The following is a 15,879-nucleotide window of genomic DNA, read 5'->3' on the forward strand; positions in this document are numbered from 1 at the left end:
ATCAAGGCAGACGAGCGATGAAACTGCGGCATTGGCGGCGGGCAACCCAAGGATTTACCCTAATTGAGCTATTGGTATCGTTCCTGATTGGCTCAGTGATCACGGTCTCTCTGGGCGCCATTTTAATTGACATGATTGAAACCGAATCTCGGGAAGCCTCCCTGAACGAGGTGCGGCAAGAACTTCAATCCGCCATGAACTTTATTATGGCAGATTTGTCCCAAGCCACCTTTGTCTATGATGGCAACTGCTTACAGGGTGCTGGCCTGTGCGCTAGCGCTAATGGCAGTAGCCGCACCCCCATTACCAATTATTTACCTAACTTTGGCGCCAATATCCGCCCCATTTTAGCCATGTGGATTTTAGAGCCGTTGCCCTACGATAATAACCCTGCCTTTGTGCTGCCCACCAGTTGCCCAGCCAATAATCAACAGTGCCTGCGAATTCAAAATGCCCGCCGGGCTTACACGCTGGTGGTTTACTACCTCGATACAACCGCAGATAGCCAATGGCAGGGTGTTGCTCGGCTACGGCGCTATCAATTACGCCAGTATGCCACCATCAACGGCACCACAATTACCCAAACCCCCGGCTATGTGGATCCAACGGTGAATACAAACTTTGTGGCATGGCCGTTAGATTTAAATACCAATGCGAACTTGCAAGCATCCAGCCCCAGTAATGATCTAGCCAACGCACCGGTCGTTGCCGATTTTATTGATAGCAACTGGACCGATGTTGCCAGCACCCCGATTGCCTGCCAAGGGGCTGTGAGTAGTCCTACTATCAATGCCTATGTGCGCACTCCCCTGCTGAGCACTTCACCCCCAAACAGCTTTTATGCCTGTGTTCAGAGTCGTGGCTCGAACTTCAACACCSCCACCTTTGTGTATCTGCGCGCCAATCCTCGGGGCAAGCCCGCCATTCGCACCCAAGATGAAGCGGTACGGCCGGTCTTAACCACCACAGTGCTCAGTCGTGGCGTATATCAAAAAGTGCCCGGTAACTAAAGGAGGACTCAGCATGACTCAGGTGCCTAACATAATGGCAGTGCGGCGGCGCTACAGTGGCTTTACCCTTATTGAAACTCTAGTTATTGTGGTGCTTGTGGCGCTGATTGCCAGCTTGGCCGGGGTGTCGTGGTTCTCGTTGTTAAGCGAGCAACGGATGCGATCGGGGGTCAATGAAGTCATTTCCGCGATGCGGCTCGCGCAAGCCGGAGCGCGGCGGGAAAACCTCCGCTGGACGGTGGCCTTTCGCACCCAGGGTAACCGGGTGCAGTGGTCTGTGAATCGCGCCACGACCCCTGTTGCCCAGTGGCAGTGGCAAAACCTGCTCGAGAATGATGCGGATAAATTGCAGATTGTTGCTGCGCAAACAACCTTGCCCTTAGATGGGGGAATCTATCGCCTGACCTACGAGTTTAATGGTCGTGTGGCCATTACCAATACGCCACCGCAACAAATTACCTTGCAGCCAGTGGGGAGTGCTGCCGCCAATAGTCAGCGCTGTGTCCAAGTGGTCACGCTGCTGGGCACGATTCGATCGCGCAAGGGTAGCGAGTGCGCGTAATTGCCCTCATCCCCAACCCTTCTCCCCAGGGAGAAGGGAGCTAAGGTTTTTGTGCCCTCTCCTTTGGCAGAGAGCTAGGGTGAGGGTTAGCCAAAAGCTAATATTTTGATAACAATAGATCATATACACTCACGAATGCTAATATAGTGGTATGACTTATGTACCACTACGAAAAGCAGTCAAAAGGCTGGGACTACACCCAAATACACTAAGGAAGTACGCCGATAATGGGAAGATCGAAAGCATCAGAAACGAAGCAGGGCAAAGACTCTTTAACGTCGAGTCTTACTTGCGCGGTGCAACTAGAGCTTCCATTGTTTGCTACTGCCGTGTCAGCTCAACCAAGCAACGAGATGACCTTGGTAGGCAAATCGCTTACATGCAATCACTCTACCCAGAAGCCGAAATCATCAAAGATATCGGCAGTGGAATCAACTTCAAGCGCAAAGGACTGCAAACCTTACTGGACAGACTTATGCGCGGAGATAAGCTCACGCTTATTGTTGCCTGTCGTGACCGACTGTGCCGGTTCGGGTTTGAACTCATTCAGTATATGGTCGAACAAAACGGTGGACAAATCGTGGTTCTCGAAAACACTGTACACTGTCCCGAATCAGAACTTACCTCGGATCTTCTCTCCATTCTCCACGTCTTCTCGTGTAAGATGCATGGACTCAGGAAATACATTAAAAAAATCAAGGAAGATCCGGATATTCCTAAAAGCAACTCAAAAGCAAATAATTAAACAGTGGTTTGGTGTTTCTAGGTTTGTCTACAACACCACGGTTAAACTACTGCAAGATTCGACTATTAAAGCAAATTGGAAAGCAGTTAAGACCGATATATTGAATGGATTACCTGATTTTTGTAAATCCGTTCCCTATCAAATTAAGTCAATTGCTATCAAGGACGCTTGCAAAGCTGTTAGCAATGCTAAGAAAAAGTTTAAAAATGGTGGTGGTATTAGCAAGGTAAAATTCAGGTCTAGAAAAGACCCAATTCAGTCTTGCTACATTCCTAAATCTGCGGTTTCAGACAGGGGAATTTATCACACTATTTTAGGTGAGGCAACATTCAAAGAAGCCTTACCCCAAAGCTTTGGTGATTGTCGATTAGTAAAAGCCTATGGCGACTACTACCTGACAGTACCAGAGGAAGTGTCACGGCAACAGTCCGAGAACCAAGGACGTGTCGTGGCGCTAGATCCGGGCATCAGAACGTTTATTACCTTCTTTTCGGAGTCTAGCTTTGGTGAAATTGGAATTTCAGCTAATATCCAAATTCAAAAACTTTGTTTTCGACTAGATAAAGTAATTTCTAAAATTGCCAAAGCTAAGTGTAAATCCAAAAGAAGATTGAAACTTGCTGCGACTAGACTGCGAGGTAAGATTAAAAACCTTGTAGATGAACTGCACAAGAAAACCGCCCGATTTTTGGTTGATAACTTTGACGTTATTCTGTTGCCAACCTTTGAAACATCCCGAATGTCGAAGAAGGCAAAGCGACGAATTAGGTCAAAGTCAGTGCGCCAAATGCTGACACTATCTCATTATCGCTTTAAGCAGTTTCTCAAGCATAAAGCTTTTGAGTCTAACAAAGTGGTGATGGATGTCAATGAAGCGTACACATCAAAAACAGTTAGTTGGACTGGTGAAATAATCCACAATCTTGGTGGTGCTAAATTTATCAAGTCTCCAACTGACGGGCGGGTAATGCCAAGGGATCTAAATGGTGCGCGAGGGATTTTCCTTCGTGCATTGGTTGATACGCCCTCACTTCGTGAGTGTATTTGTTAACAGATGTTAGCAAAAAAGTATCGGTCGCAAAAGATGCAAACCTGAAAATCATACTCCTATTCAGCAACCCCTAATTGACACTAAATGACTAAATGACGATTGATTTTTCGACGGCACAGCAGCTTAGTCACCAGCTCTTTGCAGCTCTTAAACCTGCGGAAGCTTTGTTCATTGAGTTTACGGGGGAGTCGAGCCAATTCATCCGCTTTAATCGGGCACGGGTACGCCAAATTGGCACAGTGGCGCAAGCAATGGTGACCCTGCGGCTGCAAACCCAGCAGCGGACGGCCAGCAGCTCGTTTCCCTATACTAGCGATCTCGATCAAGCGGGGGCGATCGCCCAGCTTGAGGCGCTGCGCTCAGAGACGCTACAACTGCCGGAAGACCCCTACCTCAGCCCGCCGGTAGATACTGGCTCGATTCAAGAGACCTATATGGGCTGTCTGTTGCCTCCTGAGGCGGCGGTGGAAGCGCTCCTAACGCCGGTGCAAGACTTAGATTTTACTGGCATTTACAGTGGCGGCACCATCGTGCGGGGGAGTTTTAATTCCGCCGGTCAGGATCACTGGTTTGCAACGGAAACCTTTTGCCTCGACTATTCGCTCTTTACGGCGGCGGGCAAGGCCGTTAAAAATACCTACGCCGGTACCCATTGGGATCAGGGGGTCTATCATGCCCAAATTGAGGGCGATCGCCAGCAGTTATCTCAACTAGACCAACCCGTGCGCTCCCTCAGTCCCGGACGTTACCGCACCTACTTTGCCCCGGCGGCGGTGGCGGAATTGGTGGGAATGCTCTCGTGGGGTGCCGTCAGTGAGGCCAGTTATCGCCAAGGGGGGAGTGCTCTTGCCAAGCTGCGGGATGGTGCTGCCTCCCTATCGCCCCTATTCAGCTTGCACGAAGACTTTACCGCAGGAACCGTTCCCCGTTTTAATGCCGATGGCGAGATTGCCCCAGCCTGTGTGCCCCTCATTACGCAGGGACACCTGCACACGCTCTTGATCAGCCGCCGCACCGCCCAAGAGTACGGCCTGCAAGCGAATGGTGCCAGTGCCCACGAAGGATTGCGATCGCCCCTAGTTTTACCGGGAACACTGGCGGCAGAGGATTGCCTCAGCGCCCTAGACACCGGCCTTTACGTGGGTAACTTGCACTACCTCAACTGGAGCGATCGCCCCAGTGGCCGCATAACCGGCATGACCCGCTACGCCTGCTTTTGGGTCGAGCGGGGGAAAATTGTTGCCCCCATTACGGATATGCGCTTTGACGATAGCCTTTACGCCTTTTGGGGCGAGCAACTAGACGCTTTCACCAACACACCCGTCTGGATTGCCAATACCGATACCTACGAGCAGCGATCGCTGGGCGGCACCACAGTCCCCGGAATGTTAGTAAAAGCTTTTAACTTCACCCTTTAGTGACTATCTTCTGTGCCGTATCCCCTATAACTTGTTGAGGTGACGATGAACCGTTCCCTTTCCCACACTACACCACCCCATCCTACCCTGCCACCGCTAGAAAATGGTGATGCCCTGACGCGCTGGGAATTTGAGCAGCGCTATGCCGCCATGCCCCAGGTCAAAAAAGCCGAACTGATTGAGGGAATTGTCTACATGGCCTCTCCCCCGGGCTTTGAATCCCATGCCGAACCCCACGCCAACCTGATTGGTTGGCTCTGGAGTTACAAGGTGTCAACTCCTGGCACTCGTTTGGGGGATAACTCTACCGTACGGCTAGATTTGGACAACGAACTCCAACCCGATGCCATCCTGTTAATTGACCCTCGTGCAGGGGGGCAAACCCGCTTCAGCACCGATGGTTATATTGAGGGGGCACCGGAACTGGTGATCGAAATTGCTGCCAGTTCGGCCACAATCGACCTGCGAGATAAGAAACGTGCCTACCGACGTAACGGCGTACAAGAGTACTTGGTGTGGCAAGTGCTTGATCGCAAGCTGGACTGGTTTCACCTCCAAAACGGTGACTATATTCCCCTGCAACCCGACTCTGCTGGTATCCTGCGTAGCCCTATGTTTCCGGGTCTTTGGCTGGCTTTACCCGCACTGCTAGCAGGTGACATGGTGCTGGTGCTGGCAACTCTGCAACAGGGGCTACAGACACCAGAGCATCATGCCTTTGTCCAGCAATTGCGGGAGCAGATTCCGCAAGATTTTGCTCAACGATCGCCCGAAACACCACAAGAAACTGTCTGACTTAACCAGTAAGGCGATTTTTGAAAAAGACTGTACCATCAGTAATCCTTGGAAGGGCATGGTAACCACGCCCCTACAGTGTTGCCTATGAGGAGCGAGAAGAGACTCTCCTCTTTTCCCTATCTCCTGTTCCCTCTCCTTTACCAACTATTCTGCTGTGGCCAGTTCCGTGCTGCCCCGCTGCTTGCGACGAGTGAGGCTGTTGAAGAGCAATTGACCAATCGCCTTAATCAGATTCCCTTCCAGCTCTTGGAACAGCTTCATATTCATGCCAAAGGCAGCATTGGCTTCATCCACGATGCGATCGGCGGTCGCTTCATCCACCGCTAGCTCATCTAAGCGTTGGCGATAAAGCTGCTTAAAGGCTTTTTCATCACTGATGGCCTCAAAGTGGTAAAAGGCAGTGCCTTCACCATCGTGGAGGTTCATGGCTCGCTCCGCAATCCCTTTAAGGATTTGCCCCCCGGATAAGTCTCCGAGGTAGCGCGTGTAGGAATGCGCCACGAGCAGTTCAGGAGCCGTAGTAGTAACCTCGTGAATACGAGCCACGTAAGCTTGAGTCGCCGCAGACGGAGTCACCTCCTCACGCCAGTTGGCGCCAAAGTAGTAGGCCAAGTCCTGCTCAAGGCTATGCTTACGATTGAGTTCGGGAAAATAAATTTTGCCCACGATGGGGTGGTCTTTCAACCGCTCCATTTCCATTTCCATGGCACTGTACACGTGGTAAAGGCTGGCAACGAGCTTGCGGTAGGAGCTTTTTTCAACCGTTCCTTTGAGGAAGCAACGCACAAAGCCAACATTCTCCGCCATTGTATGGGCTTTTTTGGTGCCTTCGCGCAATTTCGTTGCTAGAGACGTAGTCATTACGGAATCCTTCTTAAGAGCTTGCAACGTTTTGTATCTAAACTCGACCGCAAAAACAGTCTAATTCTCAGGCTACGGGCAAGCGGTACCGTTTTTCATTAAAAATCATTAAGGCGTCGCCGCGCCTCCTCAAGAGCGGTGCGGACTTGGGCAAAGCCGGTGCCGCCATAGCTATTCCGTGCCGCCACCACTTGCTGTGGGGCAATGCGCTCGTAAATGTCGTTTTCAAACGCGGGGTGCAGAGCCTGCCACTCTTGCAGGGTTAAATCCTTAAGAAATTTACCTTGCTCTAGACAGGTTTTGACCACTCGCCCCACGAGGTTATAGGCTTCGCGGAAGGGCACCCCCTTACTGGCCAGATAGTCTGCGACATCGGTGGCATTGGCAAAATCACTATTGACTGCTGCGGCTAAGCGCTGAGGCTGAAAGACAATCCCTTGCGCCATTAAAATGGTCATGGCCTCTAGGCAGGCAGTAACGGTATCCACCGCATCAAAAATCGCTTCTTTGTCTTCTTGGAGATCTTTGTTGTAGGCCAAGGGCAGCCCCTTCATAACCACTAAGAGCGCTTGAAGATGGCCAAACACCCGCCCAGTTTTCCCCCGCACCAGTTCAGGCACATCGGGGTTTTTCTTTTGCGGCATAATGCTTGAGCCAGTGGCGCAGGTATCGGTGAGCTGGATAAAGGCAAACTCCTCCGATGCCCAGAGGATGACCTCTTCGGCCAACCGCGACAGGTGCACCATAATTAAACTAGCGGCGCACAGGAATTCAATGGCAAAGTCGCGATCGCTAACGGCATCAAGGCTATTGCGATAGGGTTCAGCAAAGCCGAGTAATTGCGCACTGTAGTGGCGATCGATGGGAAAGGTGGTTCCCGCTAGCGCACCTGCTCCCAAGGGAGAGACATTTACCCGCTGCCGAAGTTGAGCCAAGCGTTGCCAGTCGCGTTCTGCCATCTCCACATAGGCCAGCAGATGGTGTGCCAAGCTCAGGGGTTGCGCCCGCTGTAGGTGGGTATAGCCCGGGATCAGGGTCTCCACGTGGGGGGTGGCCACCTCAAGGAGGGTGCGCTGCCACTGCCGCAGTTGCTGCTGGATCTGATCAATTTCGGCGCGCAGATAAAGGCGAATATCCGTGCCCACCTGATCATTACGGGAGCGAGCCGTGTGGAGCTTTTTGCCCACATCTCCCACAAGTTCTGTTAAGCGCCGCTCCACGGCAAAGTGAACATCTTCGGCATCGATGCCGGGGCTAAAGCGCCCCTGACGGTATTCTTGACGGATCTGCTCAAGGCCTTGGATCAGGCGTTCCCCTTCTTCAGGGCTGATAATGCCGGTTTTCGCCAACATTTTGGCATGGGCTTGGGAACCGGTCAGATCATACTCAATCAGGCGAATATCAAAGCCAATACTGGCGTTAAAGCGGGCGATCGCCGGATGTAGAGCGCTCTCAAAGCGTTGACTCCAAGGTTGCGGTTGAGTACTCACATGCTGGCCTCAGATGGAAAGGAATGATGCCCAAGATGAATTACCCCATCGGGGATAGGGACGTCCGCGGCATTAAACACTACGCTAAAACAGTACGCTAAAAATTGAGTAACTTACCAAATATCCAGCCGAGGGCAAGGCCAATGATCAGTGCCCAAAGTTGGCCGGAATCAACAAAGTTATTCCACGCTTTGGCAAAGTCATCCCCAAGGGTATCCTTAAACTTCTGCGCAACCAGAATTTGTGGCTCAACAGTCACGGTGGCGGGCATCAAGGTGGTGTTTTCTGTGGGCATGACCATAGAGTACGTATCCATAGGGGCAACAGAACTCAAGTTTATCCTAGCGGAGGCGGGGGCGATCGCCAAGGGATAGGGCGGCCACTGACCAACCCCATTGGGATGCAAGCCCCGTCCTGTAGGATGGTGGAGGATGTCAATAACAAACTGTTACAGTTTCTCGCAAACCTATACCAAGGCTACAGCTTCAATGTTACGATGCCGTTGAATCTAGCTGAAATGCCTAGATCATGACTATCTCGTGGGAGATTGGGAGTTAAATTCGCATGACAACACTAACTGGGCAACCCCCGCTGTACGGTGGCAGCACTGGCGGCCTCCTCAGCAAAGCCGACATTGAAGAAAAGTACGCGATCACCTGGACTAGCCCCAAAGAGCAGGTTTTTGAAATGCCAACCGCTGGGGCAGCCGTAATGCGCGAAGGCGAAAATTTGGTTTATCTTGCTCGCAAAGAGCAGTGCCTCGCGTTAGCGGCTCAGCAACTGCGTCCTCGCAAAATCAATGACTACAAGATTTACCGTATCTTTCCTGATGGAGAAACGGTACTCCTCCATCCGAAAGATGGGGTATTCCCAGAAAAAGTGAACCAAGGTCGCGAAGCAGTCAACACCGTTCCCCGCTCAATTGGCCAGAACCCGAACCCTGCCCAACTTAAGTTCAGTGGCAAAAAGCCCTACGACCCTTAGGCCGATTACCTCAGTGCCCGTCCATCAGTGCGGTCAACTTAGCTCCCTTCTCCCTAGGGAGAAGGGTTGGGGATGAGGGAATTCATAGCCACATTCAGCAACACCGATGACCCCTATGGTTCAACCGTAGGGGTATTTTTGTGCCGCTATGCCGTTGATGCGTTGAACAGGTTGTTCACAAGGCACCTGTAGCGGTGCTGATGCCGTAAAAATAGGGATGCAACCACCAGATCAACGCAACAAACACCGCAACCCCAACATAGGCGGGGCGCAAAAACTCGTGCCACAGGAGGGGTTGCTTGCCTTGCCAAATGGCTTTGAAGGGAATGATTGAGGTGCGAGCTTTGATGGCACGAAATGCTTCGCCATGGCGGTTCTCCCAGCGGCGATCGCCATGCCAGACGCCAAAACAATGATGGGCAATCAGCCCCAAGGAGGTCAGTAGAGTAAAGGAGGTTCCTAGCCAAAGGGTATGGGCAACACACCAGATCACCTGTCCCCAGAGTTGAGGGTGGCGGGTAATGCGGATAATGCCAGTTTCGTAGAGATGGATCTCGGGTTTTTGGATGGCGGCAATTTCCAGCAGGTTAAAGGTGGCGGGATACAGAAAGAGAAACGACAGTGCCGACAGCCCCCACACTATTGCCGATAGCCCCGGCACCCCTTGCAGTTGCCACAGTTGCACCCCATCGTAGCGATGCGCCAAGAAATAGACAATTAGCCCCGTGGCCAACGGCAGGCTCACCAACGCAAAAAAGATACGGTACAGTCTCGCACCAATACGTTTTTCGGCCCAAGGGCGCAAACTGGCCAAGCCGCTGTGGGCGATCGCAAACAACAGGAGTAACCCTACCATGATCCACTGTGACGGAGTCTGCCACGTATGGGCATCCATGCCTGAACCCTCCACCAATGCAAACCTGTAAGTGCTATCCCCGATCCTAACCGTTGGGGCGATCAGAAATCTCAGTCTTCGAGTGTACGGGATTCCATGGGGACTGTTCTCAGCGGCTGCCACCCTTGCGAATCAACCGATTCAAATGGGTGGCGGTGTGTTGTAGCGATCGCCAGCGTTGATCCTTAAGCTGGCCTAGGGCACGCCGCAGGGCGGGTAATGGTAGGGCGGCGCCGCCATACCGCCACGAGACGTAGGCGTGGGTGAGGGTGTCAATGGCGCGTTGGCTCAGGGAATCTAGCTGGGGGACATCTCGCAAGTACTGGGCATATTCCCAAGGGGTTTGGCTGTTGCGCTTGGGGAAGCCTTGCTGCGCCAGCCAGTCTAGCATTTGCACATAGAGTTGCTCAATGGCACTGAGGCGCCGGAGTCGTTGCCGATAGCGCCAACTCTGCCACAGGTAGATGCCAAACCAGAGGGCGATCGCTGCCCCACACAGCAACAATATGCCTTGTATGATTCCGCCCAGCCCTTGGGAAAATAGATCCATAAACTGCGTCAGTAGTGATTCTAGGGCAGCGAATAGGGTGCCGAAAAAGCCCGTCACGGGTGTCGGTAGCCAGCCGGTCACCCAGTTCCAAAACTGTTGCAAAACGCTAAAGGTTTGATCCACCTCTAGGGTCGCCGGATAGAGATCGTGACCCGGAATCGGATCAAACAGAAACCAGCCCAATTCAGGGAAATAGGCTTCTGTGAGGGCATAAGCATCGGTATTGCGCACAATATACAAGCCCGTAAAGGGGTTAAATTCCCCCGTGCCCAGGCCAGTAACCAATCGTGCTGGAATCCCGATACTGCGCAGCAGTAGGGTCAAGGCGCTGGCAAAGTGATCGGGGTAGCCCCCCTGCCATTCAAAGAGAAAGGTGGCCACTAAATCCTGCTCCGCAGCTAGCTTAGGGATTTGGGTATCGAGGCGGTAGGACTGTTTGAGGGCTTGGGTCAGGTAAAGAGCTTGTTCGTAGGGTTCCTCAATGGGGCGATCGGCTTTAGCCAACAGGTCTTGGGCGAGGGTTTGCAGCCGGGGGGTTAAGGCTTCAGGCACCTGCAGATACTGACGGTAGGCAGCGGGGTTGCGAATTTTGCCAGCAGTGCGCAAAACAGAGCGATCGCGCACGGGAACGTGGGAAATGACGGAATAGGTCAGCCCCTCTGGTAGGGGAACCGGAGCACGTAGCCCGCCTTCAGGATCGCGAGCAATTTCACGGGTGGGGAAGTACAGTTCGCGGGGGTCGTACAGGTGCGGAATGAGATTACTAAATTCAGAGACCACCGTATAGGTTTGAATGACTTCGCGGGTGGGTACCCGGGTGGGGAGCTGGGGGAGCAAATAGCGAAAACTCCACGGCGATCGCCGCAGAATTTCAGCAGCATCGTTAGTGCTAATGCGCCAGCCCCGTCCGGTATATTCATCAAACGCCAGTACTCGCCAGAATCCGGGAGCTTGGGATCTCACCCGCAGAATTTCCTGAGGGGTCATCACACCACCCAAGGTTTGATCGATTTCGGAGCCAAAGCCGTAGTAAAAGTTACTATCGAACTGTTGGTTGGCCAGTTCCTCCCCTACACCAGCCCCGCCCCTGCCACTCACATAGCCGGGGTTGATCACCCGCGTTTGATCAAACTCCCCATCTACTTGAATTTCAGCACTCACTGGCAGGGTGCGGATTTGATACCCCGGAAACCGTGGTAACACCACAAACACCCCTAGCCCTAGGCTCAGGATTAAAACAAACAGCCCAAACCACTGCCGCCACGACATCCCTAGGGAGTTAACTGCCAGCGGCAGCAGCCCTAAGCGCGAGCGGTAGTCTAACACTAATACCGGCAGGGCGATCGCCAAAAACACCAGCAAAAATACACCAAACATCATCGTTTGGCTAAGGGTGGCAGCCACACTGATGAGAATCAGGGCAATCACCATCGAATAACCCAGATCCTTACGCCGCGGCAGGTCAAAACTATGGAGAACTTGCAGTTGAATGAGCAGCTCAGCGAGGAGAAGGCGGGAATCGTGGGAGAGGGCAGCTAAACGCCCCAAAAAGACAACTAGGGCAATCATCATTCCCAAGGCAATCGCTAGTTTAGCGACTACATTCCTTTGCCGACGCGACCACCAACTCCAGCTAAACCCAGCGATCGATAACGGAATTGCCCAAACACTCGTTTGGGTCTCAGCGGCAACGTCCGTGGCCACAATCCCGACAATGACCATGCAGAGCACCCCCAACCGCAGGATGAGAGAGTCTTCAACATGCTTGGCCGGAGCCAGCATGGGGGAGGCAGAAATCGGGCGCAGCCAAGCCTGGAACATTGGCACCATCGTCCATAAGCAACGCTTTGGATCCTAGCAAGGGTGCACCCCCTTTGGTGGCCGGGTGCGCCAGCCAAGATGGGCAGTGCTTAAGTTTCAGGCGGGCTAAGGCGCTCTTGCAGCCATGCCTGCATCCACGCCAGTATCGCCTGTACGTCTTCTGGGGAGGGGGCTTGACAGTACAGTCGTAGGAGGGGTTCAGTGCCGCTAAAGCGCACCAGTAGCCACGCGCCGGTCTCGAGGTAGAATTTATAGCCATCGCTCCGGTTGCAGGCCACAACAGCGCTGTCTAAAATCCGCTGTAGGGGGTTCGTCGCCAGCAGGTGCTCTAGCTGCTGACGCTGATGTTCAGTCTCAAGCCTTAAGTCGATGCGATCATAGTGGCTAAAAAATCCCACCTGGTGCTGCAGAGAGTGGTAGTATTCGCCGACACTGCGCCCGGAGGTGACGATCGCCTCTAGCAGGTACAGCGCAGACAGGAGGGCATCCCGCTCAGGAATGTGGTGGCCATAGCCAATCCCCCCCGATTCTTCCCCCCCCAGTAAAATGGCATCTCCGGCCACCATGCGATCGGCAATATGCTTAAAGCCAATGGGGGTTTCAATGACCGGTAAGCCGTGGAGGGCAGCCACGTTACTCATCAAGTCAGAGCTACTGATCGACTTGATGACGGCACCGCGATAGGGGCTGTGTTGCGCCAGATGATCGATCAAAATGGGCATGAGTTCTTGGGCGGTGTAAAGGGTTCCCTCCCCGTCAATCACGGCGAGGCGATCGGCATCCCCATCAAAAACCAAGCAGACCGTTTGCCCCGTGTGTGGCATCTGCCGCAGTTGCTCCTGCGTCTGGTGTAAATATCGACCAATGGGTTCGGGAGCACCCCCACCAAACAGTACGTCGCGATCGCTGCGAAACTCCGGCACTGCAATCCCTAGGATGCGAGCCAAGCCCCCTGCTGCCACCCCATGCATCACATCGGCATAAACCCTAAGTTGCCCAGCCTCAATCGCTGCCCGAATTGGCGTGCAGTTCACCTGCTGTTGCAGTGCCTCGCAATACATTGGCCACGGGTCAAAGAAATGGAGCGACCCACAACCGAGTCCTACTGGGGGTGGGTCACCGCTGGCTAATTGCGCTTCAATGGCTTGGGTCACAGCAGGGGGAACCGAGCCAGCAAAGGCTCCCTTGACCTTTAAGCCACTATACATGCCAGGGTTATGGCTGGCCGTAATTACCAATGCCCCTAGGGCAGTCTCCGCTTTCACCGCCCAGCTAAGGGCAGGGGTCGGTGCCGGATGACTCGCGAGCCACACCTCATACCCTGAAGCGACCAACACCTCTGCCACCGCCGCCGCAAACTGCTCCGCCAAAAAGCGGCGATCGTAACCAACAATCATCCGAGGCGTACCCGACCCATAGGTGCGATGCAACACCCAAGCCGCTGCTTTTGCTGCCCGCACTAGCCGTGAAAACGTAAAGTCAGCCCCAATAATGCCGCGCCAACCATCCGTGCCAAAACGAATGGGGGCGTTTTCAGCGACTAACACCTGGCAGAGCGGTAACGATGGAGAAACCATGGGGTAGTCAATCACCAGACTGCTCTGACCATATCATGGGCGATTCAGAAATTCCATTGCACCTTTCACCCTAGACCGTAATAATATATTTATTGCGAATTATTAATGAGGCGATTAGTACCCCATAGTAGTACTAGTCGCGAAATGATCACCTTAGTCGCCTAACCCTCAGCCCCTTTAGAGAGGTATTGAACACTATGGCATTTGTACAAGACCCCTTACCCTTTGATCCCGGTGCCCTTGAACCCTACGGCATGTCGGCCAAAACCCTTGAGTTTCACTACGGCAAGCATCATAAGGCCTATGTTGATAATTTGAACAAACTCACCCAAGATACAGAGTTGGCAGAGAAATCCTTAGAAGATGTGATTCGGCTCAGCTATGGCGATGCGGCTAAAGCCGGAATTTTCAATAATGCGGCTCAAGTTTGGAACCATACCTTTTTCTGGAATAGCCTCAAGCCCGGTGGGGGCGGCACCCCAACTGGCGATGTGGCTGCCCGTATTAACAGTGCCTTTGGCAGCTTTGACGAGTTTAAGTCTCAGTTCAAAACTGCTGCCGCCACTCAGTTTGGGAGTGGTTGGGCATGGCTCGTACTTGAAGCGGGTACGCTGAAAGTCACGAAAACCCCTAATGCCGAAAATCCGCTGGTTCACGGTCAGGTGCCCTTGCTCACCCTCGATGTCTGGGAGCACGCCTACTACTTGGACTTTCAAAATCGCCGCCCTGACTTTATCGATAACTTCCTCAATCAACTGGTGAACTGGGACTTTGTTGCCAAAAATCTTGCTGCCGCCTAGGGGCTAGCGCTGATTGGCAGCAGGGGAAGTAGAGGGTGTAGGGAGTCTCACTGCACCCTTGTTTGTTGTGTGTAGTTGCCTAGGGTAATGTAAATTTTTGTGGGTTTGAGACGCGATAGGTGCCCGCCAATCACCACAGGATCAGTTTCTGGGGGCGTAGATGTACATCTAGCCACCGCTTACACACATCAATGCCAATCCATCTTGCGTCATGCGGGTTCTACTGTCCCAACCGATGATTCGAGTTTGACCTGTTGCATCAGAGAGATGACCCTAGCTTCTCCATGATGTCTCGCATCTAAGGGGTGACGGTCTGTCTCTCTAAGTTTTAAGATACAAGGGTTGGGGATGAAGGAATTCATAGCCACGTTCAGCAACACCCCCACCGCAAAGCTCAGGCGGGGTACAGTTATCTGTTTTTTGGTTTAATTGGTTTTACGCTGCATCGGACTCCTGCAGTTGATGACGATGGTAGAGGAAGTCTAGGGCATTATTGCGCAGTTCATAGTAGGTGGGATCTTCTAAAATGCGTTCGCGATCGCGGGGGCGCACGAAAGGAATGCTCATGATTTCGCCAATTCTGGCTTCCGGCCCATTGGTCATCATCACAACGCGATCGGCCAAAAAGAGCGCCTCATCAATGTCGTGGGTAATCATTAGCACCGTGCAGCGATGCTCCTGCCAGATATTGAGCAGTTCCTCTTGGAGTTCTTCTTTCGTAATGGCATCTAAAGCACCAAAGGGTTCATCCAGAATCAAAATCTCAGGACGGATGGCTAGGGCGCGGGCGATCGCCACCCGCTGCTTCATCCCCCCCGAAAGCTGGGAGGGGTACTTTTGAGCAGCATCCGCCAAGCCCACCATGGCCAGATGCTCCCGGACAATCGCCATTTTTTGGGGGCGTGACTTTTGTGGCCACACCGCATCTACCGCCAGATAGATATTGTCCGCTGCTGTGAGCCAAGGCAGGAGCGCATAGTTCTGAAACACCACCATCCGATCCGGCCCCGGCTCTTTAATTAACTGACCTTTGAGGCGCACTTCGCCAGTGGTTGGGCGCACAAACCCCGACACCATATTCAGCAGGGTGGTTTTACCGCAGCCCGAGTGGCCAATGACACAGATAAACTCACCGGCCTGAATATCCAAGGTAATATCCGTCAATACGGTAAACGGACCATTACTGGTGGGATAGACTTTACTGACCTGCTCAAGGCGCAGGAACGATTCATTAGAGACAACAGCCACAGGGGTAGTCATGGGTCGAGTTCCTTGGGTCATCATGTACAACTCCAATCAGTCTTGAATTATGAAAAA

Annotated in this window: 15 protein-coding genes; 8 read left to right on the forward strand and 7 right to left on the reverse strand. The window is 52.8% G+C overall.

The genetic code is table 11. The features are described from left to right. Nucleotides 1–17: 17 nt before the first annotated feature. From L5470_RS06100 to L5470_RS06125, 6 genes are all read left to right on the forward strand, one after another. Entirely contained in the window at nucleotides 18–1,010 is a 993-nt protein-coding gene (locus tag L5470_RS06100) for a prepilin-type N-terminal cleavage/methylation domain-containing protein (protein ID WP_499498828.1), read from the forward strand. 13 nt (nucleotides 1,011–1,023) lie between these two features. Further along, nucleotides 1,024–1,572, forward strand: a complete 549-nt coding sequence (locus L5470_RS06105) for a prepilin-type N-terminal cleavage/methylation domain-containing protein (RefSeq protein ID WP_499498830.1) — start codon at nucleotides 1,024–1,026, stop codon at nucleotides 1,570–1,572. Nucleotides 1,573–1,723: 151 nt separating this feature from the next. Further along, entirely contained in the window at nucleotides 1,724–2,317 is a 594-nt protein-coding gene (locus tag L5470_RS06110) for an IS607 family transposase (protein WP_499498832.1), read from the forward strand. Next, on the forward strand, nucleotides 2,241–3,368 hold the full coding sequence (locus L5470_RS06115; protein WP_499498834.1) for an RNA-guided endonuclease InsQ/TnpB family protein: 1,128 nt from the start codon (nucleotides 2,241–2,243) through the stop codon (nucleotides 3,366–3,368). Before L5470_RS06110 ends, L5470_RS06115 begins: the two co-directional genes overlap by 77 nt. 92 nt (nucleotides 3,369–3,460) lie before the next feature. Beyond that, nucleotides 3,461–4,786, forward strand: a complete 1,326-nt coding sequence (locus L5470_RS06120; RefSeq protein WP_499498835.1) for a TldD/PmbA family protein — start codon at nucleotides 3,461–3,463, stop codon at nucleotides 4,784–4,786. Between the two features lie 45 nt (nucleotides 4,787–4,831). Beyond that, the gene (locus L5470_RS06125) at nucleotides 4,832–5,581 is read left to right on the forward strand and encodes a Uma2 family endonuclease (protein WP_099799221.1); all 750 of its coding nucleotides are present in this window, start codon (nucleotides 4,832–4,834) and stop codon (nucleotides 5,579–5,581) included. Nucleotides 5,582–5,728: 147 nt separating this feature from the next. On the opposite strand, the gene L5470_RS06130 is transcribed toward L5470_RS06125, so the two are convergent. From L5470_RS06130 to L5470_RS06140, 3 genes are all read right to left on the reverse strand, one after another. Then, nucleotides 5,729–6,445 (reverse strand): biliverdin-producing heme oxygenase, encoded by a 717-nt coding sequence (locus L5470_RS06130; protein ID WP_499498837.1) that lies wholly within the window; start codon nucleotides 6,443–6,445, stop codon nucleotides 5,729–5,731. A 98-nt stretch (nucleotides 6,446–6,543) separates the two neighbouring features. Further along, the gene (gene argH, locus L5470_RS06135) at nucleotides 6,544–7,935 is read right to left on the reverse strand and encodes an argininosuccinate lyase (RefSeq protein WP_499498839.1); all 1,392 of its coding nucleotides are present in this window, start codon (nucleotides 7,933–7,935) and stop codon (nucleotides 6,544–6,546) included. A 97-nt stretch (nucleotides 7,936–8,032) separates the two neighbouring features. Next, nucleotides 8,033–8,251, reverse strand: coding sequence for a hypothetical protein (locus L5470_RS06140; RefSeq protein ID WP_198405986.1), 219 nt, complete (start codon nucleotides 8,249–8,251; stop codon nucleotides 8,033–8,035). Nucleotides 8,252–8,499: 248 nt separating this feature from the next. On the opposite strand from L5470_RS06140, the gene L5470_RS06145 reads away from it, so the two are divergent. Continuing rightward, nucleotides 8,500–8,919: a photosystem I reaction center subunit II PsaD gene (locus L5470_RS06145; protein WP_099799217.1), complete on the forward strand. Its 420-nt coding sequence runs from the start codon at nucleotides 8,500–8,502 to the stop codon at nucleotides 8,917–8,919. Between the two features lie 175 nt (nucleotides 8,920–9,094). Here L5470_RS06145 and L5470_RS06150 read toward each other — a convergent pair whose 3' ends face one another. From L5470_RS06150 to L5470_RS06160, 3 genes are all read right to left on the reverse strand, one after another. Further along, nucleotides 9,095–9,814, reverse strand: a complete 720-nt coding sequence (locus tag L5470_RS06150) for an NnrU family protein (RefSeq protein ID WP_499498842.1) — start codon at nucleotides 9,812–9,814, stop codon at nucleotides 9,095–9,097. A 109-nt stretch (nucleotides 9,815–9,923) separates the two neighbouring features. Further along, on the reverse strand, nucleotides 9,924–12,146 hold the full coding sequence (locus L5470_RS06155) for a transglutaminase TgpA family protein (RefSeq protein WP_499498844.1): 2,223 nt from the start codon (nucleotides 12,144–12,146) through the stop codon (nucleotides 9,924–9,926). Nucleotides 12,147–12,274: 128 nt separating this feature from the next. Continuing rightward, nucleotides 12,275–13,762 (reverse strand): phosphoglucomutase/phosphomannomutase family protein, encoded by a 1,488-nt coding sequence (locus tag L5470_RS06160; protein WP_499498846.1) that lies wholly within the window; start codon nucleotides 13,760–13,762, stop codon nucleotides 12,275–12,277. Between the two features lie 197 nt (nucleotides 13,763–13,959). On the opposite strand from L5470_RS06160, the gene sodB reads away from it, so the two are divergent. Further along, a complete protein-coding gene (sodB, locus tag L5470_RS06165) occupies nucleotides 13,960–14,562 on the forward strand; it encodes a superoxide dismutase [Fe] (RefSeq protein WP_099799214.1) in 603 nt (200 codons plus the stop codon). Between the two features lie 435 nt (nucleotides 14,563–14,997). Here sodB and L5470_RS06170 read toward each other — a convergent pair whose 3' ends face one another. Next, nucleotides 14,998–15,843 carry a nitrate ABC transporter ATP-binding protein gene (locus tag L5470_RS06170; protein WP_499498868.1) on the reverse strand — a complete coding sequence of 282 codons (846 nt, stop codon included), beginning with the start codon at nucleotides 15,841–15,843 and terminating at the stop codon, nucleotides 14,998–15,000. Between the last annotated feature and the right edge of the window lie 36 nt (nucleotides 15,844–15,879).

The organism is Synechococcus sp. PCC 6717, from assembly GCF_022698185.1.
Taxonomy (GTDB): Bacteria; Cyanobacteriota; Cyanobacteriia; order Thermosynechococcales; family Thermosynechococcaceae; genus Thermosynechococcus; species Thermosynechococcus lividus.